Origin of the sequence: Aeromonas salmonicida (assembly GCF_028355655.1) — a bacterium.
GTDB lineage: Bacteria > Pseudomonadota > Gammaproteobacteria > Enterobacterales > Aeromonadaceae > Aeromonas > Aeromonas salmonicida.
This window is the reverse complement of sequence record NZ_CP110645.1, coordinates 4,014,442-4,040,910: the sequence shown is the minus strand read 5'-3', so window position 1 is coordinate 4,040,910 and position 26,469 is coordinate 4,014,442. Positions and strand designations below refer to the sequence as shown.

The 26,469-nt window shown below is 58.9% G+C and carries 30 protein-coding genes; 20 read left to right on the top strand and 10 right to left on the bottom strand.

Annotation, left to right across the window (positions count from 1 at the left end):
* Nucleotides 1-4: 4 nt before the first annotated feature.
* From ONZ54_RS18725 to ONZ54_RS18715, 3 genes are all read right to left on the bottom strand, one after another.
* Nucleotides 5-310 carry a hypothetical protein gene (locus tag ONZ54_RS18725; RefSeq protein ID WP_125608714.1) on the bottom strand — a complete coding sequence of 102 codons (306 nt, stop codon included), beginning with the start codon at nucleotides 308-310 and terminating at the stop codon, nucleotides 5-7.
* Between the two features lie 43 nt (nucleotides 311-353).
* Nucleotides 354-896 (bottom strand): YtfJ family protein, encoded by a 543-nt coding sequence (locus ONZ54_RS18720; protein ID WP_087757213.1) that lies wholly within the window; start codon nucleotides 894-896, stop codon nucleotides 354-356.
* 223 nt (nucleotides 897-1,119) lie between these two features.
* Entirely contained in the window at nucleotides 1,120-1,998 is an 879-nt protein-coding gene (locus tag ONZ54_RS18715) for a hypothetical protein (RefSeq protein WP_021139182.1), read from the bottom strand.
* Nucleotides 1,999-2,138: 140 nt separating this feature from the next.
* On the opposite strand from ONZ54_RS18715, the gene ONZ54_RS18710 reads away from it, so the two are divergent.
* The 6 genes from ONZ54_RS18710 to ONZ54_RS18685 all read left to right on the top strand — a co-directional run bounded on the left by ONZ54_RS18710 (nucleotide 2,139) and on the right by ONZ54_RS18685 (nucleotide 8,791).
* A complete protein-coding gene (locus ONZ54_RS18710; protein WP_271786881.1) occupies nucleotides 2,139-2,486 on the top strand; it encodes a hypothetical protein in 348 nt (115 codons plus the stop codon).
* Between the two features lie 361 nt (nucleotides 2,487-2,847).
* Nucleotides 2,848-3,777: an ROK family protein gene (locus ONZ54_RS18705; RefSeq protein WP_271786880.1), complete on the top strand. Its 930-nt coding sequence runs from the start codon at nucleotides 2,848-2,850 to the stop codon at nucleotides 3,775-3,777.
* 49 nt (nucleotides 3,778-3,826) lie between these two features.
* Nucleotides 3,827-4,837 (top strand): erythrose-4-phosphate dehydrogenase, encoded by a 1,011-nt coding sequence (epd, locus tag ONZ54_RS18700; RefSeq protein ID WP_059168290.1) that lies wholly within the window; start codon nucleotides 3,827-3,829, stop codon nucleotides 4,835-4,837.
* A gap of 61 nt (nucleotides 4,838-4,898) precedes the next feature.
* Nucleotides 4,899-6,062: a phosphoglycerate kinase gene (locus ONZ54_RS18695; RefSeq protein ID WP_021139186.1), complete on the top strand. Its 1,164-nt coding sequence runs from the start codon at nucleotides 4,899-4,901 to the stop codon at nucleotides 6,060-6,062.
* A 116-nt stretch (nucleotides 6,063-6,178) separates the two neighbouring features.
* Nucleotides 6,179-7,258 (top strand): class II fructose-bisphosphate aldolase, encoded by a 1,080-nt coding sequence (gene fbaA / locus ONZ54_RS18690; protein ID WP_005318811.1) that lies wholly within the window; start codon nucleotides 6,179-6,181, stop codon nucleotides 7,256-7,258.
* 228 nt (nucleotides 7,259-7,486) lie between these two features.
* Nucleotides 7,487-8,791: an NAD(P)/FAD-dependent oxidoreductase gene (locus ONZ54_RS18685; RefSeq protein ID WP_271786879.1), complete on the top strand. Its 1,305-nt coding sequence runs from the start codon at nucleotides 7,487-7,489 to the stop codon at nucleotides 8,789-8,791.
* 42 nt (nucleotides 8,792-8,833) lie between these two features.
* Here the strand turns inward: ONZ54_RS18685 and ONZ54_RS18680 are convergent, their stop codons facing one another.
* The 4 genes from ONZ54_RS18680 to cutA form a co-directional block, all read right to left on the bottom strand.
* On the bottom strand, nucleotides 8,834-9,247 hold the full coding sequence (locus ONZ54_RS18680) for a hypothetical protein (RefSeq protein WP_059112841.1): 414 nt from the start codon (nucleotides 9,245-9,247) through the stop codon (nucleotides 8,834-8,836).
* Between the two features lie 70 nt (nucleotides 9,248-9,317).
* Nucleotides 9,318-9,809: a GNAT family N-acetyltransferase gene (locus tag ONZ54_RS18675; protein ID WP_271786878.1), complete on the bottom strand. Its 492-nt coding sequence runs from the start codon at nucleotides 9,807-9,809 to the stop codon at nucleotides 9,318-9,320.
* Nucleotides 9,799-11,595, bottom strand: coding sequence for a protein-disulfide reductase DsbD (locus ONZ54_RS18670; protein ID WP_271786877.1), 1,797 nt, complete (start codon nucleotides 11,593-11,595; stop codon nucleotides 9,799-9,801). The genes ONZ54_RS18675 and ONZ54_RS18670 overlap by 11 nt, the downstream gene beginning before the upstream one ends.
* Nucleotides 11,592-11,909 (bottom strand): divalent-cation tolerance protein CutA, encoded by a 318-nt coding sequence (cutA, locus tag ONZ54_RS18665; protein WP_059112838.1) that lies wholly within the window; start codon nucleotides 11,907-11,909, stop codon nucleotides 11,592-11,594. The genes ONZ54_RS18670 and cutA overlap by 4 nt, the downstream gene beginning before the upstream one ends.
* A gap of 193 nt (nucleotides 11,910-12,102) precedes the next feature.
* Here cutA and ONZ54_RS18660 point away from each other — a divergent pair, with 193 nt between their 5' ends.
* On the top strand, nucleotides 12,103-12,444 hold the full coding sequence (locus ONZ54_RS18660) for a hypothetical protein (RefSeq protein ID WP_005318822.1): 342 nt from the start codon (nucleotides 12,103-12,105) through the stop codon (nucleotides 12,442-12,444).
* A 95-nt stretch (nucleotides 12,445-12,539) separates the two neighbouring features.
* Here ONZ54_RS18660 and ONZ54_RS18655 read toward each other — a convergent pair whose 3' ends face one another.
* Nucleotides 12,540-12,977, bottom strand: coding sequence for a PACE efflux transporter (locus ONZ54_RS18655; protein ID WP_059112837.1), 438 nt, complete (start codon nucleotides 12,975-12,977; stop codon nucleotides 12,540-12,542).
* Between the two features lie 136 nt (nucleotides 12,978-13,113).
* On the opposite strand from ONZ54_RS18655, the gene ONZ54_RS18650 reads away from it, so the two are divergent.
* The gene (locus ONZ54_RS18650) at nucleotides 13,114-13,995 is read left to right on the top strand and encodes a LysR family transcriptional regulator (protein ID WP_059112836.1); all 882 of its coding nucleotides are present in this window, start codon (nucleotides 13,114-13,116) and stop codon (nucleotides 13,993-13,995) included.
* A 6-nt stretch (nucleotides 13,996-14,001) separates the two neighbouring features.
* Here ONZ54_RS18650 and ygfZ read toward each other — a convergent pair whose 3' ends face one another.
* Nucleotides 14,002-14,913 (bottom strand): tRNA-modifying protein YgfZ, encoded by a 912-nt coding sequence (gene ygfZ / locus ONZ54_RS18645; protein WP_271786876.1) that lies wholly within the window; start codon nucleotides 14,911-14,913, stop codon nucleotides 14,002-14,004.
* A gap of 113 nt (nucleotides 14,914-15,026) precedes the next feature.
* On the opposite strand from ygfZ, the gene sdhE reads away from it, so the two are divergent.
* Nucleotides 15,027-15,296, top strand: a complete 270-nt coding sequence (sdhE, locus tag ONZ54_RS18640; RefSeq protein WP_005318829.1) for an FAD assembly factor SdhE — start codon at nucleotides 15,027-15,029, stop codon at nucleotides 15,294-15,296.
* Between the two features lie 18 nt (nucleotides 15,297-15,314).
* Nucleotides 15,315-15,692, top strand: a complete 378-nt coding sequence (locus ONZ54_RS18635; RefSeq protein WP_234576157.1) for a porin — start codon at nucleotides 15,315-15,317, stop codon at nucleotides 15,690-15,692.
* 162 nt (nucleotides 15,693-15,854) lie between these two features.
* Here ONZ54_RS18635 and nadB read toward each other — a convergent pair whose 3' ends face one another.
* The gene (gene nadB, locus ONZ54_RS18630; protein WP_058395231.1) at nucleotides 15,855-17,462 is read right to left on the bottom strand and encodes an L-aspartate oxidase; all 1,608 of its coding nucleotides are present in this window, start codon (nucleotides 17,460-17,462) and stop codon (nucleotides 15,855-15,857) included.
* 182 nt (nucleotides 17,463-17,644) lie between these two features.
* On the opposite strand from nadB, the gene rpoE reads away from it, so the two are divergent.
* The 10 genes from rpoE to pdxJ all read left to right on the top strand — a co-directional run bounded on the left by rpoE (nucleotide 17,645) and on the right by pdxJ (nucleotide 26,386).
* Nucleotides 17,645-18,226, top strand: a complete 582-nt coding sequence (gene rpoE, locus ONZ54_RS18625; RefSeq protein ID WP_005318837.1) for an RNA polymerase sigma factor RpoE — start codon at nucleotides 17,645-17,647, stop codon at nucleotides 18,224-18,226.
* Between the two features lie 21 nt (nucleotides 18,227-18,247).
* The gene (locus ONZ54_RS18620; RefSeq protein WP_096119073.1) at nucleotides 18,248-18,841 is read left to right on the top strand and encodes an RseA family anti-sigma factor; all 594 of its coding nucleotides are present in this window, start codon (nucleotides 18,248-18,250) and stop codon (nucleotides 18,839-18,841) included.
* Nucleotides 18,842-18,862: 21 nt separating this feature from the next.
* A complete protein-coding gene (locus tag ONZ54_RS18615; protein ID WP_271786875.1) occupies nucleotides 18,863-19,843 on the top strand; it encodes a MucB/RseB C-terminal domain-containing protein in 981 nt (326 codons plus the stop codon).
* Nucleotides 19,844-19,936: 93 nt separating this feature from the next.
* Nucleotides 19,937-20,398, top strand: a complete 462-nt coding sequence (locus ONZ54_RS18610) for a SoxR reducing system RseC family protein (protein ID WP_005318845.1) — start codon at nucleotides 19,937-19,939, stop codon at nucleotides 20,396-20,398.
* 118 nt (nucleotides 20,399-20,516) lie between these two features.
* Nucleotides 20,517-22,310: a translation elongation factor 4 gene (lepA, locus tag ONZ54_RS18605; protein WP_005318848.1), complete on the top strand. Its 1,794-nt coding sequence runs from the start codon at nucleotides 20,517-20,519 to the stop codon at nucleotides 22,308-22,310.
* A 3-nt stretch (nucleotides 22,311-22,313) separates the two neighbouring features.
* Nucleotides 22,314-23,237 (top strand): signal peptidase I, encoded by a 924-nt coding sequence (gene lepB / locus ONZ54_RS18600; RefSeq protein WP_005318850.1) that lies wholly within the window; start codon nucleotides 22,314-22,316, stop codon nucleotides 23,235-23,237.
* Complete coding sequence (rnc, locus tag ONZ54_RS18595; protein WP_005318852.1) at nucleotides 23,238-23,909, top strand: ribonuclease III; 672 nt, start codon at nucleotides 23,238-23,240, stop codon at nucleotides 23,907-23,909. It abuts the gene before it with no gap.
* Between the two features lie 58 nt (nucleotides 23,910-23,967).
* Nucleotides 23,968-24,867: a GTPase Era gene (gene era, locus ONZ54_RS18590; RefSeq protein ID WP_271786874.1), complete on the top strand. Its 900-nt coding sequence runs from the start codon at nucleotides 23,968-23,970 to the stop codon at nucleotides 24,865-24,867.
* The gene (recO, locus tag ONZ54_RS18585) at nucleotides 24,868-25,575 is read left to right on the top strand and encodes a DNA repair protein RecO (RefSeq protein WP_005318856.1); all 708 of its coding nucleotides are present in this window, start codon (nucleotides 24,868-24,870) and stop codon (nucleotides 25,573-25,575) included.
* A 73-nt stretch (nucleotides 25,576-25,648) separates the two neighbouring features.
* Entirely contained in the window at nucleotides 25,649-26,386 is a 738-nt protein-coding gene (pdxJ, locus tag ONZ54_RS18580) for a pyridoxine 5'-phosphate synthase (protein ID WP_271786873.1), read from the top strand.
* Nucleotides 26,387-26,469: the final 83 nt, after the last annotated feature.

Sequence of the window (26,469 nt, the reverse complement as noted above, 5' to 3'; positions counted from 1 at the left end):
ACAATTAATAAGAGGAATGTTCAGAGGGAAAAGCGATGAGGGGTGGAGGCGCGCGGATGCGGCAATGACCTGTGGTCCTGTACTGCGGGGTAGGGAAAGCGATGGGGGCGAGATGACCTGCGACAAAGAGTGGCTGTGGGACTGGCAGTGTCGGCGTCAGAGCAAGCTTGCCATCCAGATGGAGGGCGCAGAGAAGGCAGCTGTGATTGTGGTCCGGCAGGTCTGCTTCCAGCGGGTGTTGTGCCAGCGCCGGTTGTATCCACAACCAGCCCAGCAGCAACAACCCGATTTTCAGCTTGGAACGACCCATAGACCCTTATGAAAGGGCGCCGTCAGCGCCCCTTCTCTCTGATTCAGAGATGGGACTGGATGAGCCCCATCACGGTAGCAATATTGGTGGCATCGAGCTGGCCGTCTTTGGCGAACAGCACCTTGCCCTCTTTATCCAGCAGTATGATGGCCGAACTTTCCGGCGCGAGATCCCAGGCGTTGCGAGCCATACCTTTGGCATCCAGTATCATGGCGGACCAGGGGAACTCTTTCTTGCTGTCTTCGGCACTGCTCTTCACAAAGCCGGAAGTACCCCAGATGGCGTCATTGCTGTTGATGATGGTGACCGTCTGGTACTTGTCGTGAGGTAGCTTGGCCGCTTTGATCGCCTCGATCATGGGGGCGTTCAGTTCCTTGGCACTGGAGCGACCCGCTATGTGCTGGATCAGAAAAACTTTGCCAGTCAGTACCTTGCTTTGCCAGGGTTGGTAGCTGACCTCTTTCTCTTTCAGCACCAGTTCACCCTTGTCGCTGATATTGACCAGCGGCACCTGGGCAGACTCCTTGATGTTGTGAGCCATGGCCAGGGTCGGCAGCAGCGCCAGAGTAAGTACGAGATGTTTCATCCTGATGACACTCCTTTTGTTATGTTATAACGATTTTTCACTTGAGGGAATGGGGCAGAACTCATCCTAAACTGATCGGATATGTTTAAAAAGTGTTAAATAAACTCGCAAGAGCATCGAAGGTGCCGCCCGTCAGCGCTGAGCTTGGCTGACAAAGGCGGCAAGGATGGCACGCAGTCGATAAAAATCAATTGGTTATCAACTGGTTTGATGAGTGTAGAGCCTAGTACAAGGGTTCGCTGACCAGCGGGATTTTGGCCATGGTCATCTGCTCGGCCAGCAGGGGCGAACCTGTCAGCAAGACGTGGCGCTGATTGCCGATCACCACCGTATCCCCTTTCAATCCACTGTCGGCCGTGATGGCCAGCCAGGCTGGCGAGACGCTGCCGATGCTGATATTCGGGTAGATGATGCTGAGCATGTATTGCGGTGCCAGCTCTGCCAGCAGGCTTGCCATCAGCAGTGCCTTCTCATCGCTGTCTGCCTTGTTGTTCTGCAATGCCTGCAGGGGCGGGGCGAAGTGATCCATCTGTTCCGGTGGTGTGGGTATCCCGCTTAGCCACTCCTGCAACAGGCCGACGCTGGTGGCCAGATCCTTGGCGGAAAACTGTTTTGCCAGGGGTTTGAGATCCCCCTTGAACTGGTAGAACAACTGGGAGTAATTGGGGCGCACGCAGGGCAGCTTGCGGTTGGATGGATGAACGCAGGGCACGACCCGCATCTGGTAGAAGGCGTCGTCCTGATATTGCTGGTAAGCCTGCCAGAACAGGGTCGACTCCATGCTGTCGTCGCGCAGGGTGAAGGCCTGCTCCAGATTGCGAAACTTGGTGGCGGTCTCGGGACTGTTCTGATTGATGAGATTGATGCTGTTGTAAAGACGCGGGCTTATGTAGGAGTAGAGTGTCTCCAGCGGATAGTTGAGGGCGGCATCGAGCAGGGTCATTTCGTGGCGGCTGACCGACATGATGCGTTCATTGGTATTCAGTTGCAGTCGCTTCTGTTGCCCGTCGGCAGATTGCCACTGCCAGCTCAGGTTGACCTCGCTTGCCCCGACCGTCGATGCGACCACTAGACTCAACAACAGACCTTGTGCCAGTTTCATGATGGTGCATCCTGCTCGGGGTGATACTAAACAACTAGGTGAGCCGACCGGATTTGGATTGGTTTAGTTTTTGTGATCTGGGTAACAGTCTGATAAGGCTTTAAATTTAATTCTCGAAATAAGTCATACAGGAAACTGCCATGAAGCGAATTCCGATACTCTTGCTGCTGTTGGCCGCCTTGCCTGCGGCGGCGGGCCAGGTGATCGTCAACCAAGGCATATCCATTGAGGACACGTTCGCGCTGCGAGACAAGCTGGCGCGGGAGCATGAATGGCAGGAGTGGCTGCGTTTCCAGCAGGCCATTAAGTGGCTGGAAGTATTGCCGGTCAACTGTGAGCTGATGAGTCAGCCGGGCGGTGGTTATCGCTGTGGCAGCAACAATTACCGACCCTATCAGCAGGATGGACGGGAGATTTATATCCAGGGCGATCCAGCCGGGGTGACGCCGGGTCAGCCTCCGTCGCATCCAATGAAGAAGGCGCCTTGAGGCCAGTGCCGTTCTGTCGCGACTGAGCGATATTCTGCTTTATCTGAACGGCATCAAGGCATCGATGGCGGTGCCGTCATACCTCTTCAATGCTCGTGTTGCTATCTTTCGGCCAAGGGATATCACCTCAACCGTTTCCACCTCTTGTTCAACCTATAAATGAAGCAACGGCGCTATTGGCGCTTTGGCGCCTGACCTCTTTGGGGTGACTGGAGACGCCCTTGTTTGGGGCTGCATCATGGCTCTGGCTCGGGTTACACTGTGCCATCGTTGGGCGCAGAAAAAGCAAGATGAGCGACCGTGAGGAGGCCGGACAAGGGGCGTCCTTACGGCAGTATCCTTGGCCATGGCAGGAGACAGGATGAGCAAGAAATCGTTGGATTGGGGTATCGATCTCGGTGGTACCAAGTGTGAGTGTGTGGTGCTGGATGGCGACGAGGTGCTGCTGCGTCATCGCATCCCCACTGAACGTCAGGGCGGTTATGACCACATGATCGGCCAGATCGCGAAACTGGTAGAGGAGTGCGCGGTCAAACTGGGTCAGCGCCCAACCATCATAGGCATGGGCACGCCCGGCGCGCGTGATCCCCAGACCGGGGTAATGAAGAACTGCAATACCACCGAGCTCAACGGCAAGCCGTTCAAGGAGGATCTGGAACGCAGGCTCGGCGTTCCCGTGCTCATCGCCAACGACGCCAACTGTTTCGCCCTGGCGGAAACCCATCTCGGTGCGGTGCGCCAGCACCATCCCGATGCGAAGGTGGTGTTCGGCATCATAATGGGTACCGGCGTGGGCTCCGGCATCGTCATCAATGGCAGTATCTTGAATGGCCATCACGGCACCGCCGGTGAGTGGGGCCACAATGTGCTCTCCCCCGATGGTCCCGAGTGCTACTGTGGCAAGCGTGGCTGTGTCGAGACCCTCATCAGCGGCCCCGCGCTGGAGGCCTGGTATCAGGCCAAGACCAAGCGTCATCTGTCGCTGGCTCAGATTGCGGCGGCGACGGCTTATGATCATGTGGCCAAACTCACTATCGATCGTTTGCACTTGCTGTTCGGTCAGGCGCTGGCCAACGTGGTCAATATTCTCGATCCGGATGTCATCGTCATCGGTGGTGGCGTCGGCAATGTGCAGAGCCTCTACAGCGCAGGGCGCCAGACAATTTTGCCATTCCTCTTTAATCCCCGCTTCGCTACCCCCATTATTGCTCCAGCCTTGGGAGACAGCGCCGGTGTGTTCGGGGCCGCACTGCTGGCCAGTGGCGTATTCCAGGACGCCCTGCTGTCGTGAATCATCCATCCGTTCGTCCCTTTGTCGCAGGTAAGGACACACTTTTTTCATGATCAAGATTGCCATCAATGGGTACGGGCGGATCGGCCGCAACGTGCTACGTGCTCTTTATGAAAGCGGGCGCGACAAGAACATCAAGATAGTTGCAATCAACGAGCTGGCGGCGCCTGAGGCCATGGTGCACCTCACGCGTTTTGACACCAGCCACGGTCGTTTCCGCTATCCGGTACAACTGGCGGGTCACAGCATGCTGGTGGGGGAGGATCTCATTTCCCTGTTTGCCGAGCAGGATCCCGCCAATCTGCCCTGGCGGGCGCTGGGAGTGGACGTGGTGCTCGATTGCACCGGCGTATTCGGCTCGCGGGCCGACGCCGAGCGTCATCTGGGCGCGGGGGCGGGCAAGGTGCTCTTCTCCCATCCGGCGGATGCGGATGTGGATGCCACCATCGTCTACGGAGTGAACCATCAGGTGCTGACGGGAAGGGAGCGGATCGTCTCCAACGCTTCCTGCACCACCAATTGCGTGGTGCCCGTCATCGAAACATTGCATCGAGAATTCGAGATAAATTGTGGTACTATTACGACAATTCATTCGGCCATGCATGATCAGCAAGTCATCGATGCCTACCACAGCGACTTGCGTCGAACCCGTGCTGCCAGCCAGTCCATCATTCCGGTGGATACCAAGCTGGCAAAGGGGTTGGAGCGAATCCTCCCCCACTTCGCCGGCAAGTTCGAGGCGATCGCGGTACGGGTGCCGACCATCAACGTAACGGCAATGGATCTCAGTATTACTGTTCGTAAAAAAGTGACGGTTACTGACGTAAATCAAGCCCTGCAACGGGCATCCAGAGGTACATTAAGCGGTATTCTGGATTACACGGAGGAGCCATTGGTCTCCGTTGACTTCAATCATGATGCACACTCCTGCATCATCGATGGTACCCAGACACGGGTAAGCGATGCCAACCTCGTCAAGATGTTGATGTGGTGCGATAACGAATGGGGCTTCGCCAACCGTATGCTGGATACCACCCGGGCCATGATGGCCGCAGGCTGAGAGCCTGAACGGGCGCAAGGTTACTGTTTTTAACATTACCTGAAAATATAGAGGACTGAATATGTCTGTTATCAAGATGACCGACCTGGATCTGGCGGGTAAACGCGTTCTGATCCGTGCTGACCTGAACGTACCGGTAAAAGACGGCAAGGTCACTTCCGACGCACGTATCGTGGCGACGCTGCCGACCATCAAGCTGGCTCTGGAAAAGGGCGCCAAGCTGATGATCACCTCCCACCTGGGTCGCCCGACCGAGGGTGAATACAACGAAGAGTTCTCCCTGGCTCCGGTTGTCAACTATCTGAAAGACGCTCTGTCCTGCCCGGTCCGCCTGGCCAAGGATTACCTGGATGGCGTAGAAGTCGCCGCCGGTGAGCTGGTCGTGCTGGAAAACTGCCGTTTCAACAAAGGCGAGAAGAAGAACACCGAAGAGCTGGCCAAAAAATACGCCGCCCTGTGTGACGTCTTTGTGATGGATGCGTTCGGCACTGCTCACCGTGCCGAAGGTTCTACCTACGGTGTTGCTCAATTTGCCCCGATCGCCTGTGCAGGCCCGCTGCTGGCCGGTGAACTGGAAGCCCTGGGCAAAGCCATGCTGAAACCCGAGCGCCCCATGGTTGCCATCGTTGGTGGCTCCAAGGTCTCCACCAAGCTGACCGTGCTGGAATCCCTCTCCAAGATCGCTGACCAGCTGGTGGTCGGTGGTGGCATCGCCAACACCTTCATCGCCGCTGCCGGTCACAACGTCGGCAAGTCCCTGTGTGAACACGACCTGCTCGACACCGCCAAGAAACTGGCCGCCGAGACCAACATTCCGGTCACCACAGACGTGGTCGTGGGCACCGAGTTCTCCGAGTCCACTCCGGCCACCATCAAGTCCGTCTCCGACGTGACCGACGGCGACATGATCTTCGACATCGGCCCTGACTCTGCCAAGGCTCTGGCCGACATCATCATGAACGCCAAGACCATTCTGTGGAACGGCCCGGTCGGCGTGTTCGAGTTCGACCAGTTCTCCGCAGGCACCAAGGTGATCGCCGAAGCCATCGCTGCTTCTCCGGCCTTCTCCATTGCTGGCGGTGGTGACACCCTGGCCGCCATCGACAAGTTCGGCATCGCCGACAAAGTCTCCTACATCTCCACTGGCGGCGGCGCCTTCCTGGAGTTTGTAGAAGGCAAGGTACTGCCGGCTGTTGCGATGCTGGAACAGCGCGCCAAAGCCTAATTGACCCGGGACGGGGGGCAAAAGCCTCCCGTTTCGTTTATCATGTGGCCGCTGTGCCGGTTCATGATGAACCCCCCATTTTTTATTAACGGCATACGAGAACAGGACGATTAAACATGTCTAAGAAAATTTTCGACTTCGTAAAACCCGGCGTGATCACTGGTGATGACGTTCAGAAAGTATTCGCCATCGCCAAAGAGAACGGCTTCGCTCTGCCAGCTGTAAACTGCGTTGGTACCGACTCCGTCAACGCCGTACTGGAAGCGGCTGCCAAGGTCAAAGCGCCGGTTATCGTTCAGTTCTCCAACGGTGGTGCCGTGTTCACCGCCGGCAAGGGTCTGAAGCTGGAAGGCCAGCAAGCCGCCATCATCGGTGCCATCTCTGGTGCCAAGCATGTTCACGCCGTTGCCGAAGCCTACGGTGTACCTGTCATCCTGCACACCGACCACGCTGCCAAGAAGCTGCTGCCGTGGATCGACGGTCTGCTGGAAGCGGGCGAGAAGCACTTTGCTGAAACCGGCAAGCCGCTGTTCTCCTCCCACATGCTGGATCTGTCCGAAGAGTCTCTGGAAGAGAACATCGACATCTGCTGCGAGTACCTGACCCGCATGGCCAAGATGAACATGACTCTGGAGCTGGAACTGGGTTGCACCGGTGGCGAAGAAGACGGTGTGGACAACAGCCACATGGACCAATCCGCCCTGTACACCCAGCCGGAAGACGTGGCTTATGCCTACGAGCGTCTGTCCAAGATCAGCCCGCGTTTCACCATCGCTGCCTCCTTCGGCAACGTACACGGTGTATACAAGCCGGGTAACGTCAAGCTGACCCCGTCCATCCTGGACGCTTCCCAGAAATTCGTTTCCGAGAAGTTTGGTCTGCCTGCCAAGTCTCTGGACTTCGTATTCCACGGTGGTTCAGGTTCCACTCTGGAAGAGATCCGCGAGTCCATCTCCTACGGTGTAGTGAAGATGAACATCGACACCGACACCCAGTGGGCTACTTGGGAAGGTCTGCTGCACTTCTACAAGACCAACGAAGCTTACCTGCAAGGTCAGCTGGGCAACCCGGAAGGCGCTGACAAGCCGAACAAGAAGTTCTACGATCCGCGCGTATGGCTGCGTGCCGGTCAGACTTCCATGATCGCCCGTCTGGAGAAAGCCTTCTCCGACCTGAACGCCATCAACGTACTGTAATTCGTTATCGTATCTTGATTGCTGCAAAGGCGCCCTTCGGGGCGCCTTTTGTATTTGTGGGTTGCGGTCATCAGCCCCACGGCGTGACCGAAGCAAAAGGTATCCCCCGGGATGCCTTTTCCATTTCTGTGATCCTCATGGACTGGATTGGTGGCGGGGGGCTGGGTATTATCGATGACAGGTCGTTTATTTTAGTAAACACATGGTCACCAAGGCGGGATGCTGAGTATGCAGGCAGGAAAGTTCAACGGATATCAGGAACATGTGGCCTCCTATTATGCGGCCACCCGCAACGACAATCAGCAGTGGCCAGAACTTGGCGGTGAGCTGAATGTCGATGTCTGCATCATTGGTGGCGGCTTTACCGGCCTCAATACCGCCATCAACCTGGCACAGGCGGGCTACAAGGTGGCCCTGCTGGAGGCAAACCGCATCGGCTGGGGGGCGTCCGGTCGCAACGGCGGCCAGCTCATTCGTGGCATTGGCCACGATACCAGCCAGTTCGCCCGCTGTATCGGCGAGCAGGGAGTAAGGGAGCTGGATCTGATGGGGTTGGAGGCGGTACAGCTGGTGCGAGAGCGCATCGAGCACTTCAACATCGACTGCGATCTCACCTGGGGTTACTGCGACCTCGCTACCCGTCAGCGCCATCTTGCCGGATTTGAGGAAGAAGCTGCACATCTGGCCAGCCTGGGTTATCAGCACGAGATCAAGCTGGTACCACGGGAGGAGATCCACTCAGTGGTGGGGTCGGATCGCTATATTGGCGGCATGATCGACATGGGCTCGGGTCACCTGCATCCCCTCAATCTGGCGCTGGGTGAGGCGCGCGCCGCGGCCAGCCTGGGTGTTGCTCTGTTCGAGCACTCCCGAGTATCCCATATCGACTATGGCAAGCGGGTGCAGATCACCACGGCCCGTGGCCGGGTGAGTGCCGATTATCTGGTGATAGGTTGCAACGCCTACCTCAATGATCTCAATCCCGAATTGGGGGGCAGGGTGCTACCGGCGGGCTCTTACATTCTCGCCACTGAGGTGCTGGAGAAGCGGCTGCGCCAGCGCTTGTTGCCGCAGAATATGGCGGTGTGCGATCAGAACGTGGCGCTCGACTACTATCGCCTCTCCGCCGATGGTCGCCTGTTGTTTGGTGGTGCCTGCAACTACTCGGGAAGGGACCCGCGAGACATCAAGGCCTTTATGTTGCCCAAGCTGCTGAGAGTCTTTCCCGAGTTGGCGGGGACGGCCATCGAGTTTCAGTGGGGCGGCATGATAGGGATAGGGGCTAATCGCTTGCCGCAGATCGGCCGCTTGCAGGATCATCCCAACGTCTTCTATGCCCAGGCTTATTCAGGTCATGGCCTCAACGCCACACACATGGCGGCCAAGCTGGTGGCAGAGGCGATCCGCGGCGAGAGCCGGGGCTTCGATCTGTTCAGTAGCGTGCCCCACATGACCTTCCCCGGTGGCCCGGCGTTGCGCTCCCCCCTGCTGGCGCTCGGCATGCTGTGGCACCGGATGAAGGATCTGTTGTAAAGGGCGAGCGCAAGCAGTCCGAAGGGGGCGGGTGGGGAGGCGTTATTGAGCAGGTTCGGCCAGACGCCAGCCCTGTTCGGTTTTCATCATCCAGACGTCGGTCTCTTGCTGCAGCACCTGACCGGCCTCGAATTCGCCATATTTGCGCTCCAGCTCCATCAGTCCCATCTCTTGCTGGAAGGGACCAACCCTGTCATAGACCAGGTCCTCGTCGTGCAGTACCTGCAACTGATCCAGCCCCAGCTTGAAATGGAGCTGGTAGCTCACCTTTATCAGATAGACGCCCTCCATCCGCTCTTCTTTGCCGAGAATGGCAAAGTCACTGATCTCGAACAGATTGTCGTCTGTGTCAGACTGGAGTTTGGCGGTGACCTGATGCTGGATTGCCTCTTCACCGGGTCCTGCGTAACAACCATATAGCCAGAGGGCCAGCAGGGGGATGAACCACTTTTTCATCAAAACTCCGGACAAGTGCAAAACGGGAGGGCAGATTGTGCCACGCCAACGTGCGGTGGCAAACCTCGGCTCATGGTTCCAGAGTGCGTTCCAGCACTATGGCCTCTGCCCTATAGACAGCCAGCTCGCGGCGATAGCACTCGATGAACCCTCTGCGCAGCCAGAAGGATAGAGCACTCTCATTGCTGGCAATCACTGACAGGCGAAGCCGGGTAGCCCCCCATGAGCGTGCCAGCGTGCAGGCGTGAAGATAGAGTGACTGACCACGGCCACTCCCTTGCCAGGGTTCCCCCACCAGTAACAGTCCCAGATAGGCGGTGTCTGGATTGGGGTAGCCGCGCAGCAGATCAATGACGGCGGTGAGTTCTCCCTGCTCCCAGTGGCCGATGAGATATTTGTCAGAGAGCGAGAGGTCGGGCGGACATGCCACTAGCGCTTCCTCCGCAGCTCGCGCGGAGAGGGGCTCATGACTCACGGTCGCCTGATAGGCAGGGGCAAGTTCGAACAGACGCTGCAAGGCTGGACCATCGGTTGCCAGCAGCCGACGCAACTCAGCTTGCATCGCGCACCCTATCGAGGTGTCCGGCAAATGCTTCCGGCCCCATAAAGCCGGTCACCCGCTGGCCACTCACTTCCTGGCCGGCACTGTCGAAGAAGATCAGGGTCGGCAGCCCCAGCACGTTCAGGCCGTTGAGCAGCTCCACATCGGCATCGTCGTTGGCGGTGACGTCCGCCTGCAACAGCACCATCTGGCCGAAGCGCTCACGCACGGCGGGATCGCTGAAGGTCTTGTGCTCGAACTCCTTGCAGGCCACGCACCAGTCGGCGTAGAGGTCCAGCAGCACAGGTTTGCCGCGGGCGGCGGCGAGTTGCGTCTTGAGATCGTCCAGGGTCTTGATGCGGATAAATTGGGGCGCCTGGGTCTCGGCGCTGGCCTTGACGCCGGGCACGGGCAGCAGCAGATCCTTGCCTACCACCACCAGGCTCATCATCGTCAGCAACAGCACGAAGCCGCCGAGACTCTTGCCGACCGAGTGGGCACGATGCTGGTTGTGGTGATAGAGGTAGCCGCACAGCAGCAGCCCCCAGCCGAGCCAGGCGAGGGTGGCAACCTGGTCGCTCCACAGCCGCGACAGCAGCAGTATGGGTACCGCCAATAGTGCAAAACCAAAGAGTTGCTTGATCACATCCATCCAGGCGCCAGCCCTGGGCAGCAGCTTGCCGCCCGAGGTGCCGAGCAGCAGCAGCGGCAGTCCCATCCCGAGCGACAGGGCATAGAGGGCCGCACCGCCGAGCCAGAGATCGCCGCTTTGAGCCACGTAAATCAGGGCGCCGGAGAGCGGTGCCGTGGTGCAGGGGGAGCAGACCAGGCCCGAGATCATCCCCATGATGCCGACCCCGAGCACTGAGCCGCCCTGCTGGCGGTTGGAGAGGCCGCTCAAGCGGGTTTGCAGGCTGCTCGGCAGTTGCAGGGTGTAGAGCCCGAACATGGAGAGGGCGAGCAGCACGAACATAACGGAGAGCCCGATCAGCACATAGGGGTGCTGCAGCGCCGCCTGGAATTTCAAGCCCGCCGACGCCACCACCAGCCCGAGCAGGGTGTAGGTCACCGCCATCCCCTGCACATAGACGAAGGAGAGCAGGAAGGCGCGGCGGGTGGAGAGCCTATGACCCGCCCCGGCTATGATGCCGGTCAGGATCGGGTACATGGGGAAGACGCAGGGGGTAAAGGCGAGCCCCAGCCCCAGCGCGAAGAAGGCGGCTATGCTGAGCCAGAAGCCCTGGCTGCCGAGGGCCGCGGCCAGTTGATCCTGCTGGCTGCTGGTCGGGGTGCGGGTCATGTCATCGGTGGCGGCCGGATCTGTATCGTTAGCCACGACAGGCTGCACCGCAATCTGCTTGTCGGTGGGCGGGTAGCAGAGGCCGTCGGTACAGCCCTGATAGCTGACGGTGAGGCTGGCCTGCTGGCCCGCCTCGGTCAGGGTGACGGGGATCTGCACCTCCCGGTAGTAGACCCGGGTCTTGCCGAAGAAGTCATCCTCATGCTCTGCCCCGGCAGGCAAGACGGGCTCACTGAAGGCGAGGTTCTCGCCCTTGAAGCGGAAGCTGTGGCGGTAGAGGTAGTAATCATCGGCGATGCGCAGGGTCAGCAACAGCTGGTTGCCTTGCTGTTCACTCTCGAGCGCGAAGGCGTCGTCGACTTTCAGAAATTTGGGCTGGGCGTTGGCCTCTATGCCGAGGGCGCTCAGCAGACTGTCACTGCTGGCCTGAACCGGCGTAACACTCAGGGTGGACAGCAGCAGGGCGAAGAGCACAAGCAGGGGGGAGAGCAGGCGAGACAGCGTCATGAGGTTTCCTGTGTTAACCAGTCGAGATAGGGCTGATGGCCCTGGCTTGTCGGGAGTGCCAGGATCTCCGGCACCTCATAGGGGTGATGGCTGAGGATGCATTGGCGCAAGAGTTCGAACAGGGAGGCCCGCGACTTGATGATGAGCTGGATCTCCCGTGCCCGTTCGATCTGCCCCTGCCAGCGATAGACGGAGGTGAGACCGGGCAGCTGATTGATGCAGGCCGCCAGCCGCTGGTTCAGCAGTTGTTCGCTGATGAGGTCGGCACTGGCCTCATCCGGGCAGGTGCAAAGCACCAGAATGGCATCTGTCATGGTGAAATTTCTCGTCCGTTCGAGGCGGCACGGCGCCTTTAAACCAGTGGCTACTATACCTAGCGACGGGGTAAATAGCATCTGACGGGCTTTATCGGCTCGACATGAAAATAAGTGGGGGGCATGAGATAGACGCTGTCAAAGGGACAAGGCAGAATGAGCGGGCTTGTTCCCATTCGACGTAAGGAAATGTATGACCCAACAGAATGAGCAGCAGAGAAACCGCATGTTGAGCCTGTTGCGCGAAGGTGAGCGCCGTATGTTGGTGCAACTGGCCGGTCTGCTGCGTACCAGTGCCGATGAAATCAATGCCGAGCTGGAAAAAGAGGAGCTGCTGGCTACCCTGGAGCAACCCGTCACGGTGGAGTATCTCAACGGCGTGGTGCAACACCATCTGTTCGAGCGTCTGCACAAGGGTGACATGGTGGCGGCCCAGCGCCTGCTGAACCAGTACCAGAGCGACCTCGAGGCCATGCTGACCCAGGAGTCGGCCGAGGCGGATGCCCCGACTGAAGAGCTGAAGGCGCAAGCCTGAACGCTGCGGCAGGCCTTGCGGGCTTGTCTTCCTCCAGCACCATCATGCCAGTTGCATGATGGTGCCTAGTGTTCCCCGCTTTATTTTCCTGCCGTTTAGCCCAGTGCGTTCTGCTGTACCTGGCCCGGGATCGGAAAGACCTTGTCATAGCTCCAGTTGTAGATGAAGGCATAGACCAGGTAGAACAGCACGAAGCCCAGATCCAGCACCAGCGCCTCCATCATGCTGATTTCGAGCCACCAGGCCATCACTGGCAAGGCGACAAACAGCAATCCACCCTCGAAGCCCATGGCATGCCATACCCGTTGCCAGAGCGTCTTGTGGGTGTGACCCTGATACTTGAGCAGCAGCCTGTCCACGCCGATGTTGTAGACGTAGTTCCAGACGGTGGCGAGCACCGAGAAGAACAACGCCAGCGGCCCCATATGGTTGAGTCCTACGCCAGTGATCCAGCTTGCCAGGGGGGCGGCGATCAGCAGGCCAATCAGTTCGAAGCCAATGGCATGGCGCAGGCGGTCACGGGTATTACGCATGATCTGTCTCTCTATCTATCTGTGTCTGAGTGTCTATGGTGGCCAATTTATCGCGAATTTGTGATAGGTTCACGTTGGTATCTATCGATAAAATAGATAGGTTGGCGCGCAACCAGGTCATGACAGGAGCAACCGGATGAACCCCTCGCTGGAACAACTCAAGGCGCTGCTGGCGGCAGCAGAGACGGGCTCCTTCTCGGCGGCTGCCCGCAAGCTGGGCAAGGCGCAGTCCGTGGTCAGTACGGCCATCTCCAACCTGGAGATAGACCTGGGGCTGGAGCTGTTCGATCGCTCTGCCCGCTATCCCGTGCTGACGGAGGCGGGCACCCGCATCCATCAGGAGGCCAGTATCTTGCTGGCCCAAAGCGAGCGCTTGCAGGCGATCGCCGGTGAGCTGGCCGCAGGCGTAGAGTCGAGGCTCACCCTGGCCATTGATGATGACTCTCATCTGCCCTGGCTTGGCTCCCTGTTGGAGGAGTTCGCCACCCGCTACCCCGGCGTCGAGCTGGAGTTGTTGTTTCCGCTGATGGAGGATGTGACCGAATTGCTTAAAAGCGGCCGGGCCCAGCTTGGCATCAGCTATCAGAAGGAGCGGCCTGAGCGGGAGCTCGCCTCCTGTTCACTGGGCTCCGTCAAGATGCCGTTGGTGGTCTCCCCCGATCATCCGCTGGCCCGCAAGACGCCACTGCGAGAGAGCGACTTGCAAGGGGCCCGTCAGCTGATGGTGACGGGGCGACGGGAAGGCACGGAACGTCACCGTTTTCGCCTCTCGGCACAGGTGTGGTGGGTGGAGGGGGATCTGGGCATTTTGGAGCTGGTCAAGCTGGGGTTGGGTTGGGCCTCAGTGCCGGACTTTCTGTTGCACCGGCCGCTGGCGCGAGGGGAGGTAGTGGTGCTCAATCCGGACTTCATTGCGCTGGCCGAGCTGGCACTGGAGCTGCAATGGTATCGCGCCCGCCCGCTCGGACAGGCGGGGCGCTGGCTCAAGGAGGCACTGCTGGCGCGGGTGCCTCGTTAGCCGACCTTACTCGTTCAGCGAGTAGGGCAGGGCTTGCAGAGCAAGGCTGGAGGCCTCCTCCTGCTTGAAACGAAAATGGGCATCGGCCTCTGTATCCTTGGGCAGCACGGCCGTGATCCACACCTGATCTGCCTGTTGCCAGACGTTGAGCACCATGCCGCTGCGTCGCCAGTTGTCACCGAGCTGGATCTCCAGGGCATCGCCACAGGCGACGGGCTCGCTGGCAGTCCCGGCCAGCACGAACAGGGCGCGATTGTTGGCCCCGCGATACTTGGCGCGGGCGACAGTCTCCTGTCCCATGTAGCAGCCCTTGGTGAAGCTGATGCCATCCAGTGCCTGCAGGTTCAACATCTGGGGTATGTACTCCCCCTGATGCACGGCTTCCAGATGGGGGATGCCAGCCTTGATATCCAGTCCCCACCAGAGTGATTCGCTACCGGCAGGCAAGTCTATGGTCAGTGGTTGCTCGCTCACCAGCAGCCAGCGATCCGCTTCGATCTGCACTGCCATGCCATCGTCGATCAGGCCGGTTTGTGACACGGCAAATCGGGCCGCCATCCACTCATCCGTGCCCTGGCCAGCCACGCCAACTGCCTGACCATGGTTCTCGGCGATCTCGACCTTGGCAAACACCGCAAACTTCTTGAGTTCGGGCAACTGACGCGCCAGCACAGAGGGCTTGGTCAGCATCAGCAGGCGATCGCTCAGGCAGAGCAGACGAAAATCGCTCCACAGCTTGCCTTTGGCATCGCAGTGGCCGCCCAGCGTGCTTTGGCCCGGTTGCAGTGCATTGACATCGCAGGTGACCTGGCCTTGCAGATACTTGACGCGATCTGCACCGGTCAGGCTGGTGATGGCGAGATCGGTCAGGGAGAAAAGGGTTGGCTCGGCAGGAAAAACAGGCGTTTGCAGGCTCACGATGGTATTCCAGAGACAGAAAGTATGTGACCTGCATGGTAAAGACGTAAGGAATGTTTGTCAGCCGGAAAATCCAGCTGTTACCATCCTCGGGTCTTTGTAAGGAGAGTTCCATGTTGAGCCCAATTGAAAAATCCCGCCTGAAGTGGGCTTGCCGTCGTGGCATGCTCGAGCTGGATGTGATCTTTATGCCGTTCTTTGAACACGAGTTCGACAGCTTGAGTGACGAGCAGCAGCAGACCTTCATCCGTTTGCTGGAGAGCGATGACCCTGACCTGTTCAAGTGGTGCATGGGCCACGGCGTTCCTGCCGATCCCGCGTTTGCCGCCATGATCGCCCTGATCCTGGAACGCAATCAGGCTCGCCACGATAGCCTGAGTTGATCCCGTATGCGGGTTTACATGCCCGTCATTCCCTCCCGGCAGCAGCGTATCCTGCTGCTGATCCTGTTTCTGCTGCTGTTGTGGCCGGTTGCCAGCCTGATCCATGGTTGGCAGTGGGCACTGCTGCTCCCCTGCTGGTTGGCGGGGCTCTGGCTTGCCTGGCAGGGTGCCAGCCGTATGGCCGGTTTGCTGGAGTGGGATGGGCAGTGGCTGGTGTGGCAGGGTTATCGCTACCAGCTGGGGGCGCGCAGTCGCGTCCTGCCTGGTGTACTCTGGCTGCAACTGGTGGCAAGCGACAGGCCTGATGCCCGTCTCTGGCTCTTCTCCGACGCACTCGCACCGGAACATTACAGGGCGCTGGCCCGCGCCATCAGGCTAACGCCACCCGCCCGTTAATCATCCTGCCTGTTTCAACCCTTCTCCCTCATAGCAAATGACCCCGCCGGGGCGAGGTCATTTGGGTGACTGCTAGCGGGTCATTACTCCTGATCCGGCGTCAGTACTGTGGGCCTGGAGTTAGGCTGCATGTCCGGGTAGTCCGGGATGTGGGGTGCAGGATCAGTCCCGCTCCGGGGTCAGCACAGTGGGTTTGGAGTCTGGCTGCATGTCCGGATAATCCAGGTTGTAGTGCAGGCCGCGTGACTCCTTGCGCTGCAGTGCGCAGTTGACGATGAGCTCGGCCACCTGCAGCAGGTTGCGCAGTTCCAGCAGGTTGTTGGATACGCGGAAGTTGGCGTAGTACTCCTGCACTTCCTGCTTGAGCAGGTCGATGCGGCGCTTGGCGCGAGCGAGGCGTTTGTTGGTACGCACTATCCCCACATAGTCCCACATCATCAGTCGCAGCTCATGCCAGTTGTGCTGGATAACGACCTGTTCGTCCGAATCGTCCACCTTGCTCTCATCCCAGGCGGGCAGATGGGGCGGTTCCACGCTCATGGGCAACTTGGCCATGATGTCGGCCCCCGCCTGATGGGCATAAACCACGCACTCTAGCAGGGAGTTGGAGGCCATGCGGTTGGCACCGTGCAGACCCGTGTAGGTCACTTCGCCAATGGCATAGAGACCGGGAATGTCGGTCTGGCCATTGTTGTCGATCATCACGCCACCACAGGTGTAGTGGGCCGCTGGGACTATGGGCATCGGCTCCCTGGTGATGTCGATGCCGACCGCCATGCAGCGCTCGTGGATTGTCGGGAAGTGCTTGATGATGAAATCAGCAGGCTTGTGGCTGATGTCCAGATACATGCAGTCGGCACCGAGGCGTTTCATCTCGTGGTCGATGGCGCGGGCGACTATGTCCCGCGGGGCCAGCTCGGCCCGCTCATCGAACTCCAGCATGAAGCGGCTGCCGTCGGGACGGCGCAGATAGGCACCTTCCCCGCGCAGGGCTTCGGTCAGCAGGAAGTTGGGGTCATCGGGGTGGAACAGACTGGTGGGGTGGAACTGGTTGAACTCCAGGTTCGCCACCCGGCAGCCGGCGCGCCACGCCATGGCGATGCCGTCACCCGAGCTCACGTCCGGGTTGGAGGTGTACTGATACACCTTGGAGGCACCGCCGGTGGCCAGCGCCACGAAGCGGGCGCGGATCACTTCGACCTGCTCGGCGTTGCGGTTCCAGACGTAGGCGCCCAGTACCTTGTTGCCCGGCAGGTTGAGCTTGCGGGTGGTGATAAGGTCGACCGCGTTGAAGCGCTCCATCAACTGGATGTTGGGGTGGGAGCGCACCTGATCGATCAGGGTGAGCTGCACCGCCTTGCCGGTGGCATCGGCCGCGTGGAAGATGCGGCGATGGCTGTGGCCCCCTTCACGGGTCAGGTGATAGTGGGACTCGCCCTCGGCGTCCTCCTCCTGATCGAAGGGAACCCCCTGCTTGATCAGCCACTGGATGGATTCGCGGGCGTTGCGGGCGGTGAACTCCACCACGGCAGGGTCACACAACCCTGCCCCGGCGTTGAGCGTGTCGCTCACGTGGGATTCGATGCTGTCGGTTTCGTCGAAAACGGCAGCGATGCCTCCTTGCGCATAGAGAGTGGCCCCCTCACTGATGGGCCCCTTGCTCAGAACCAGGACTTTGGCCTGGTCTGCCAACCGCAACGCGAGGGACAGACCAGCGGCACCGCTGCCAATGATCAGTACATCGCAAAGGTATTCAACACTTGCTTTCATAAGTATCATTGGCCTGGATTAAGAACTGGCACCATGGTAGCCCAAGCGAGGGCGGTGATGCAGCCTGCGTCACATTTTTTTCAATGCAACCGAACTTTCCCTGATTCCTCCTGTCTGAACTTGTGCGCTTAGGAAGGGCCGGAAAAGAAAAACGATAACCTGATGGGGGTTTTACGGCTCTGATGAGCGACCAGAATCTACTGGACGAACAGCTGGTTGAACGGGTCCAGCGTGGCGATAAAAATGCATTCAACCTGTTGGTAAAAAAATACCAGCATAAAGTGGTCAACCTGGTTGCCAGGTATGTCAACAATCCGGGCGATGTGCCGGATGTGGCGCAGGAGGCGTTTATCAAAGCCTACCGGGCGTTGCCGACATTCCGTGGCGAGAGCGCGTTTTACACCTGGTTGTACCGAATCGCCGTGAATACGGCCAAAAATTATCTGACCTCTCAGGGGCGCAGGCCGCCCAGCAGTGATGTAGAGGCGGACGAGGCAGAATACTATGGTGGTGGCGAAGCCTTGCAAGAGATTGCCACACCGGAAAACCTGGCGCTGACCGACGAGATCAAGCGTACCGTGTTTTCCGCCATAGAAGCTTTGCCTGAAGACTTGAGGACAGCCATCACCCTTCGCGAACTGGAAGGGCTGAGCTACGAAGAGATTGCCGAAATCATGGATTGTCCGGTGGGTACGGTGAGATCCCGCATCTTCCGGGCGAGGGAAGCAATCGATAAAAAGCTGAAACCTCTGATCGAGAATTAACTGGGGAAAGACAGGTTAACTATGGCAACTAAAGAGCAACTCTCGGCCCTGATGGATGGTGACTTGAGCGATGTTGAGGTTCTTGGCGAGCTGGGAATGGATCCGGCGCTGCAAGATACTTGGTCTCGTTACCACTTGATCGGTGATGCCATGCGGGGTGACCTGCCGGTCAATCTGCAACTGGATCTCAGTGACAGCATCATGGCTGCACTGGAAGACGAGCCCACCATACTGGCGCCGAAGCCGGTGGAGAGCAAGCCAACTGCACCGCAGATTCACACTGCAGCCAAGGTGGTTCCGCTGTTTCGCCGGGTCGGTCAACAGGTGGGGCAATACGCCATCGCCGCGTCGGTCGCCGCTGCCGTCATCTTCGGGGTGCAGCAATATCAGGGTCAGGACGGCATACCGACCAACCCTGTGCTCAACACCATTCCTGTCGGTGGCAGTGCCTCGCCAGTGAGTGTGCATTACCCGCAAGATGGCAACCGGGCTTCCACCCGCCAGCAAGGGTTGAGCGAGCAACAGATGCAGGAGCAGCGTGAGCGTATCAATGCCTTCCTGCGTGACCACCAGTTGCAACAGCGTCTGCTGCAAGACAAGCAGATTCAGGAATAACGCATTTTTAGGGATCAGACCGTGCGCCAGTCCAGCCGTATTTTGCTGGCCTCTCTCCTGCTGATTTGTGCCAAGGCCTCGGCCGACGATAAGTCGGCCGAGGCCTTGTTGCAGCAGATGCAGAGTGCCGTTTCGCAACAAAATTTCGAATTATCCATGGTCAAGGCCCGTCAGGGGCGCCTCGAACCCATACGTTTCAGCCATGGGGTGATCGATGGCAAGGAGGTGGCTCATCTGAGCTATCTCGACGGCAAGACCATAGAGTACCTGCAGCGCCAGGATGAGTTCACCTTCTTCGAAAATACCCACGAACCCTACACCCTCAAAGGCGCCCGCTTCCCCGGTGTCTGGGCGACGCTGGTGAATATGCCGCTGTCCCGTGTGCTGGAAAGTTATGATCCCGTGCTGGCCGGCCGCAGTCGGGTAGCCGGTCTGGTGGCGCAAGTGGTCAGGCTGGTCCCCAAAGAGGCAGACAAGTATGGCTTCATGCTCTGGATCGATGAACAGAGCAGCCTCTTGCTGCGGGTGGACATGGTGGATCGGGAAGGCAATCTGGTCGAGCAGGTGTTGGGGGTGGATCTGGACAGGCTGAGCGCGCCTGCGCCCTGGCTGGTGAAGCTGGCCAGCAGCAAGCTGCCCCAGGCGCTGGCGCTGGAGGATGCCTATCCGGCGCCGCAGCAGACGCTTAACTGGCACCTGACCTGGTTGCCGGATGGTTTCAAGGTGTTGTCTCAGGACAGGCATCAACTGGTGACCACCAGTTTGCCGGTCGATTACATGATGCTCTCCGATGGGCTGGTGGATCTCTCCGTCTATGTGGCCAGGGTTGATCCCAAGCAGGCGGTGCGTCAGCAGCTGATTCGCCAGGGCGCTACTTCGCTGGTGAGCTACGTCAACGATGTGGGGGTCGAGATCACAGTCGTCGGCGAAGTACCGGCCGACACAGCGAAACGTATCGCCGAGTCGGTGCAACCGTTGGCTCGCAATGAGACTGTACAGTAGTCGTCTGCACATGCTCGCTTGCCCGAGCGGGTCAGTCATGTTCAGATGGGGTCAATCTTTCCCTCGTTATTGTGGAACCGTCTTGTGAGTGAAATGAGCGAAGAGCTGGCAACCGTGGTGGCCATTGATGGACAACATGCCTGGGTGGAGTGCGAACGGCGCTCCGCTTGCAGCAGTTGCCATCAACAATCCAACTGCGGTACCGGCACGGTTGCCAAGGCGTTTGTGATGAAGCAGCAACGACTGCGGATTGCCCTCACCGCCGAGGTGAGCGTTGGTCAGCAAGTGAGGCTCGGTATTCCCCAGGCGAGTATCCTGCGGGGTGCAGCACTGGTGTATGTATTGCCGCTGTTCTGTCTGCTGGCGGGCGCCCTGCTCGGTCAGCTCTGGTTGGTACCCTTGCTGGCGGGCGGGGAGGGGATCACCATCCTCAGTTGCCTGCTGGGTGGCGTCATCGGATTTTCACTGGTTCGTTACTTTTCCACTCGACTCGAACAGGGGGCATACGGCCCCCGCATGCTGGGTGTGGTACTCCATACCCGCAACCTCTCCTGAGCGTGCAGGCCTGTATTTCTGGTGCTCCGTCGACTAAAGATTGGCCGTCGACCGGGTTATCCAGTAAAATCCTGCCTCCATATCCGGCCCTAACCTAATTTTGAGTGATTCTTGCTCGATGAAACACATTCGTAACTTTTCGATTATTGCGCACATCGACCACGGTAAATCGACCCTGTCGGACCGTCTGATCCAGACTTGCGGCGGCCTGTCCTCCCGCGAGATGCAGGCTCAGGTGCTTGACTCCATGGACCTGGAGCGCGAGCGCGGCATTACCATCAAAGCACAGAGTGTGACCCTGAACTACCAGGCACAAGACGGTAACACCTACCAGCTGAACTTTATCGACACCCCGGGCCACGTAGATTTCTCCTACGAAGTCTCCCGCTCATTGGCGGCCTGTGAAGGGGCGCTGCTGGTGGTAGATGCCGGCCAGGGGGTTGAGGCACAGACTCTGGCCAACTGCTACACCGCCATGGAAATGGAGCTGGAAGTGGTGCCGGTGCTGAACAAGATTGACCTGCCGGCCGCAGAGCCCGAGCGGGTTGCCGAGGAGATCGAAGACATAGTCGGCATCGACGCCATTGATGCTGTCCGTTGCTCCGCCAAGACCGGCCTGGGCGTTGACCTTGTGCTGGAAGAGATAGTGGCTCGCATTCCGGCGCCGGTCGGTGATCCCGATGCACCGCTGCAAGCGCTGATCATCGACTCCTGGTTTGACTCCTATCTGGGCGTCGTCTCTCTGGTGCGGATCAAGAACGGCTCCCTCAAGAAAAACGACAAGATCAAGGTAATGAGCACCGGTCAGGTGTGGGGTGTCGATCGTATCGGTATCTTCACGCCCAAGCAGGTGGATACCCAGGGTCTGGGCTGTGGCGAGGTAGGTTGGGTCGTCTGCGGCATCAAGGACATCCACGGTGCCCCTGTGGGCGATACCCTGACTCAGGCCAAGAATGGCGCCGAAAAAGCGCTGGCGGGTTTCAAGAAGGTGAAGCCACAGGTGTATGCGGGTCTGTTCCCCATCTCCAGCGATGACTATGAGTCATTCCGTGATGCCCTCGACAAACTGTCCCTGAACGATGCTTCCCTGTTCTTCGAACCCGAGAGTTCCACCGCGCTGGGCTTCGGTTTCCGTTGTGGCTTCCTCGGCATGCTGCACATGGAGATCATCCAGGAGCGTCTGGAGCGGGAATACGATCTGGATCTCATCACCACGGCCCCAACCGTGGTCTACGAGATTGAGCTCAATGATGGCTCAACCATCCACATCGACAGCCCGTCTGCGATGCCGCCGGTCAACAACATCAAAGAGATGCGTGAGCCGATCGCCGAGTGCAACATATTGCTGCCGCAGGAGTACATGGGCAATGTCATCACTCTCTGTATCGAGAAGCGTGGCGTGCAGACCAACATGGTCTATCACGGCAATCAGGTTGCACTGACCTACGAAATCCCGATGGCGGAAGTGGTGCTCGATTTCTTCGACCGCCTGAAATCCACCAGCCGTGGTTACGCCTCGCTGGATTACGGCTTCAAGCGCTTTGAAACCTCCGAGATGGTCCGTCTGGATATCATGATCAACGGTGAGCGCGTCGATGCGCTGGCCATCATCACCCACAAGGAGAACGCCCAGTATCGCGGTCGCCAGGTGGTGGAGAAGATGCGTGAGCTGATCCCGCGCCAGATGTTTGATATCGCCATTCAGGCATCCATTGGCAACCAGATCATCGCGCGCAGCACGGTCAAGGCCCTGCGTAAAGACGTGACCGCCAAGTGTTATGGCGGTGACGTGAGCCGGAAGAAAAAGCTGCTGAACAAGCAGAAAGAAGGCAAGAAGCGGATGAAGTCCCTGGGCCGTGTCGACGTGCCGCAGGAAGCCTTCCTCGCAATTCTCCATGTAGGAAAGGATTAATCGATGGCAAGCACGTTTTCCCTGATCCTGGTGGTGGTCTGCGTGATCACCGGTATTATCTGGTGTCTGGACAAGATGATCTGGTCCAAGCAGCGGGCCGCCAAGATTGCCGTGGCCCGTGCCCACGGCGGTGCTCATCTGGATGAGAAAACCCTGGCCAAGGTTGCCCCCATGCCGGTCTGGATCGAACAGACCGCAGGTGTGTTTCCGGTCATTACCCTGGTGCTGATACTGCGCTCCTTCCTGTTTGAGCCGTTCCAGATCCCGTCAGGTTCCATGATGCCGACCCTGCTGGTGGGTGACTTCATTCTGGTGCAGAAGTTTGCCTATGGCCTCAAGGATCCGGTGACCAACACCCGATTCCTCGAGACCGGCGAACCCAAACGCGGCGATGTGGTGGTGTTCAAGTATCCGCTGGATACCCGGGTGGACTACATCAAGCGAGTGGTTGGCATGCCGGGGGACAGGGTCATCTATCGCAACAAGGAGCTGATGATCCGGCCCAAGTGCGAGGAGCAGGAAGGGAAAACGTGCCCGGGCTTCAAGAAGCTCGACGTCAAGTTTGAACAAAGGGGTGAATTTACCCAGATGGGGATCCCGCTTGATCGCTATACCGAGCAGCTGGGTGAGGTGTCTCACGAGACCCTGCGTAACCCGCTGATGCCCGATATGGTCGGCCGCTATTATCGCCAGCCCGGTACCTACCCCGATGAGTGGGTGGTACCGGAAGGTCAGTACTTCGTGATGGGTGACAACCGTGACAACAGTACTGACAGCCGTTTCTGGGGCTTTGTGCCCGAGCAGAATCTGGTGGGCAAGGCGGTCGCTATCTGGATAAGTTTTGAATTTGAGCGTGAAGAAGGCTCCCTGCTGCCAAGCTGGGTACCGACAGGTGTGCGCTTCAACCGCATTGGCGGAATCAAGTAAATGAATATCAAAATGAACAGACTGCAGTCCCGTCTCGGGCATGTCTTTCACGATAAAGAGCTGTTGACCCGGGCGCTGACTCACCGCAGCGCCGGTTCCCGTCACAACGAGCGACTGGAATTTCTGGGTGACTCCATCCTGAGTCTGGTGATTGCCGATGCTCTGTTCCACCGCTTCCCGCAAGCGGCGGAAGGAGATCTCAGCCGGATGCGCGCCACTCTGGTGCGCGAGAAGACCCTGGCCGAACTGGGCCGGGAGTTTGACCTTGGGGATGACCTTATCCTCGGGCCAGGCGAACTCAAGAGTGGCGGTTTTCGCCGCGAATCCATTCTGGCCGACACGGTCGAGGCGGTGATCGGCGCCGTCTATCTGGATACTGATCTTGAGGCGGTGCGGGTGCTGCTGCTGAGCTGGTATGCCAGCCGTCTGGATGAGATCAAACCGGGCATAGAGCAGAAGGATCCCAAGACCCGCCTGCAGGAAATTTTGCAGGGGAGCCGCAAATCCCTGCCGACCTACACGGTGACCAACGTCAAGGGCGAGGCCCACAACCAGGAGTTCACCGTCCAGTGCGACGTGGAAGGGCTGGATGGTCCGCTGGTCGGGGTCGGCACCAGCCGTCGCAAGGCCGAACAGGCTGCGGCGCAGCAAGCATTGGAAAGACTGTCATGACTGCTATTGATGCAAGAGGCCGCGGTCTTTCAACACAACAGGTATTGGAAAAACTGTCATGACAGATACGACTTACTGCGGCTTTGTCGCCATCGTGGGCCGCCCCAACGTGGGCAAGTCCACTCTGCTCAACAAGCTGCTTGGCCAGAAGGTCAGCATCACCTCGAAGAAACCCCAGACTACCCGTCACCGGATCCTGGGGATCGACACCGAGGACAACTATCAGACCATCTATGTGGATACCCCGGGTCTGCACATCGAAGAGAAGCGGGCCATCAACCGCCTGATGAACCGCGCTGCCACCAGTTCGCTGGGTGATGTGGCCATGGTGGTGTTCGTGGTTGACGGTACCCACTGGACCAAGGATGACGAGATGGTGCTCGGCAAGTTGCGCCATCTGCCCTGTCCCGTTGTGCTGGCGATCAACAAGATCGACAACGTCAAGGACAAGGAAGACCTGCTGCCCCACCTGGAGTGGCTGGGCCAGCAGATGAAGTTCTCCCATATCCTGCCCATCAGTGCCGAGAAGGGCACCAACGTGGAGAAGATCCGCGAGTGGTCCAAGGATCTGCTGCCAGAGAACAACTTCTTCTTCCCGGAAGATTACGTGACCGACCGCTCTTCCCGCTTCATGGCCTCCGAGATCATCCGCGAGAAGCTGATGCGTTTCACCGGTGAGGAGCTGCCTTACTCCGTGACCGTGGAGATAGAGCGCTTCAAGGTGGAAGAGAGCGGTATCTATCACATCAATGCCCTGATCCTGGTGGAGCGCGATGGTCAGAAGAAGATGGTCATCGGCAACAAGGGTGAGAAGATCAAGACCATAGGCACAGAGGCACGCATCGACATGGAACGCCTGTTCCAGAACAAGGTGTTCCTTGAGCTGTGGGTCAAGGTCAAGGCAGGTTGGGCCGATGACGAGCGCGCTCTGCGCAGTCTCGGCTATGGCGATGACTGATTGCTGAGTCCAGCCTTCGTCATCCACAGTCGGCCCTATCGGGAGACCAGTCAGCTGGTCGAGGTGTTTACCCAGGATAGTGGCCGATTTACTCTGGTGGCTCGCGGTTCTCGCGGGCCACGCTCCCCTCTGAAGGGGCTGCTTCAACCTTTTTCCCTGCTCACCATCAGCTGGCGTGGTAAGGGGGATCTCAAGAATCTCGCCCAGGTCGAATGTCCGGATCACTCCTTGCGACTTGGTGGCGATCGCCTCTTCTACGGCCTCTACCTCAACGAGCTGGTCTACTACCTGCTGGAAGCCCATACCCCTTTTCCCGAGGTGTTTGACGCCTATGCCCGTGCCCTGATGGCGCTGGCGGATGGCGAGACGCCCGAGCTGCCGTTGCGCCGCTTCGAGTTCCTGCTGTTGCAGGCGCTCGGCTATGCGGTGGACTTCGAATACGCCGCCGACGACGAGTCCGCGATCCAGCCCGAGCTGCTCTATGGCTTCGAGCGCGAATTGGGCTTTGTCGCTTGCGAGCGGGCGCCGGATCCCCGTACCCTGTTTCTCGGTGCCCACCTGCTGGCCTTCGCCGAGGGACGTTTCGATACCCCTCCCTTGCTGCAGGCGGCCAAACGTTTCAGCCGACTGGCGCTGCAACCCTATCTGGGCAGACGGCAATTAAAGAGCCGGGAGCTGTTTTTAAAGCGCAAAGCCAGCACACAGTGACATATGGATATCCGCGCTGGCGCCAAGGCGGCAGCCGCACAGTTAACAGATGAAGTGTTTCAAGGAGTCATCAATGAGCGAAATCTATCTGGGTGTGAACATCGACCATATCGCCACCCTGCGCAATGCCCGTGGCACCCAGTATCCGGATCCGGTACAAGCTGCCTTCGTGGCCGAGCAGGCCGGGGCCGACGGCATTACCGTCCACCTGCGGGAAGACCGCCGCCACATCACGGACCGCGATGTGGAGATACTGCGCCAGACCATACAAACCAGAATGAACCTGGAGATGGCGGTGACCGAGGAGATGATCGGCATCGCCTGTCGCATCAAGCCCCACTTCGTCTGCCTGGTGCCGGAGAAGCGTACCGAGGTGACCACAGAGGGTGGTCTGGACGTGGCTGGTCAGCTCGACAAAATCACGGATGCGGTGACTCGGTTGTCGGCCGTGGGGGCCCAGGTGTCGCTGTTTATCGATGCCGACCCGCTGCAGATCGACGCGGCCGCCGACAGTGGTGCTCACTTCATCGAGATCCACACCGGCCGTTACGCCGACGCCACCACGGATGCCGATCGCAACGCCGAGTTCAAGCGCATCGCCGCCGGCGCTTCCTATGCTGCCGGCAAGGGGCTCAAGGTCAATGCAGGTCATGGCCTGCACTACCACAACGTCAAGGCCATCGCCGCCATCCCCGAACTCTATGAGCTCAACATAGGCCACGCCATCATAGGCCGGGCCGCCTTCGACGGCCTGACCAAGGCGGTCAGCGACATGCGCCTGCTGATGCAGGAAGCCCGTCAGGGGATCTGACAGACTTGGGTTGATGAGAGATGAAAAGGGACGCCGCGGCGTCCCTTTTGTATAGCATCAGCCACCGGCTGATTGGATTCATG

Coding starts and splice junctions, on each gene's coding strand:
- ONZ54_RS18725 (WP_125608714.1), bottom strand. CDS start 310: ATGGGTCGTTCCAAGCTGAAAATCGGGTTGTTGCTGCTGGGCTGGTTG.
- ONZ54_RS18720 (WP_087757213.1), bottom strand. CDS start 896: ATGAAACATCTCGTACTTACTCTGGCGCTGCTGCCGACCCTGGCCATG.
- ONZ54_RS18715 (WP_021139182.1), bottom strand. CDS start 1,998: ATGAAACTGGCACAAGGTCTGTTGTTGAGTCTAGTGGTCGCATCGACG.
- ONZ54_RS18710 (WP_271786881.1), top strand. CDS start 2,139: ATGAAGCGAATTCCGATACTCTTGCTGCTGTTGGCCGCCTTGCCTGCG.
- ONZ54_RS18705 (WP_271786880.1), top strand. CDS start 2,848: ATGAGCAAGAAATCGTTGGATTGGGGTATCGATCTCGGTGGTACCAAG.
- epd (WP_059168290.1), top strand. CDS start 3,827: ATGATCAAGATTGCCATCAATGGGTACGGGCGGATCGGCCGCAACGTG.
- ONZ54_RS18695 (WP_021139186.1), top strand. CDS start 4,899: ATGTCTGTTATCAAGATGACCGACCTGGATCTGGCGGGTAAACGCGTT.
- fbaA (WP_005318811.1), top strand. CDS start 6,179: ATGTCTAAGAAAATTTTCGACTTCGTAAAACCCGGCGTGATCACTGGT.
- ONZ54_RS18685 (WP_271786879.1), top strand. CDS start 7,487: ATGCAGGCAGGAAAGTTCAACGGATATCAGGAACATGTGGCCTCCTAT.
- ONZ54_RS18680 (WP_059112841.1), bottom strand. CDS start 9,247: ATGAAAAAGTGGTTCATCCCCCTGCTGGCCCTCTGGCTATATGGTTGT.
- ONZ54_RS18675 (WP_271786878.1), bottom strand. CDS start 9,809: ATGCAAGCTGAGTTGCGTCGGCTGCTGGCAACCGATGGTCCAGCCTTG.
- ONZ54_RS18670 (WP_271786877.1), bottom strand. CDS start 11,595: ATGACGCTGTCTCGCCTGCTCTCCCCCCTGCTTGTGCTCTTCGCCCTG.
- cutA (WP_059112838.1), bottom strand. CDS start 11,909: ATGACAGATGCCATTCTGGTGCTTTGCACCTGCCCGGATGAGGCCAGT.
- ONZ54_RS18660 (WP_005318822.1), top strand. CDS start 12,103: ATGACCCAACAGAATGAGCAGCAGAGAAACCGCATGTTGAGCCTGTTG.
- ONZ54_RS18655 (WP_059112837.1), bottom strand. CDS start 12,977: ATGCGTAATACCCGTGACCGCCTGCGCCATGCCATTGGCTTCGAACTG.
- ONZ54_RS18650 (WP_059112836.1), top strand. CDS start 13,114: ATGAACCCCTCGCTGGAACAACTCAAGGCGCTGCTGGCGGCAGCAGAG.
- sdhE (WP_005318829.1), top strand. CDS start 15,027: ATGTTGAGCCCAATTGAAAAATCCCGCCTGAAGTGGGCTTGCCGTCGT.
- ONZ54_RS18635 (WP_234576157.1), top strand. CDS start 15,315: ATGCCCGTCATTCCCTCCCGGCAGCAGCGTATCCTGCTGCTGATCCTG.
- nadB (WP_058395231.1), bottom strand. CDS start 17,462: ATGAAAGCAAGTGTTGAATACCTTTGCGATGTACTGATCATTGGCAGC.
- rpoE (WP_005318837.1), top strand. CDS start 17,645: ATGAGCGACCAGAATCTACTGGACGAACAGCTGGTTGAACGGGTCCAG.
- ONZ54_RS18620 (WP_096119073.1), top strand. CDS start 18,248: ATGGCAACTAAAGAGCAACTCTCGGCCCTGATGGATGGTGACTTGAGC.
- ONZ54_RS18610 (WP_005318845.1), top strand. CDS start 19,937: ATGAGCGAAGAGCTGGCAACCGTGGTGGCCATTGATGGACAACATGCC.
- lepA (WP_005318848.1), top strand. CDS start 20,517: ATGAAACACATTCGTAACTTTTCGATTATTGCGCACATCGACCACGGT.
- lepB (WP_005318850.1), top strand. CDS start 22,314: ATGGCAAGCACGTTTTCCCTGATCCTGGTGGTGGTCTGCGTGATCACC.
- rnc (WP_005318852.1), top strand. CDS start 23,238: ATGAATATCAAAATGAACAGACTGCAGTCCCGTCTCGGGCATGTCTTT.
- era (WP_271786874.1), top strand. CDS start 23,968: ATGACAGATACGACTTACTGCGGCTTTGTCGCCATCGTGGGCCGCCCC.
- pdxJ (WP_271786873.1), top strand. CDS start 25,649: ATGAGCGAAATCTATCTGGGTGTGAACATCGACCATATCGCCACCCTG.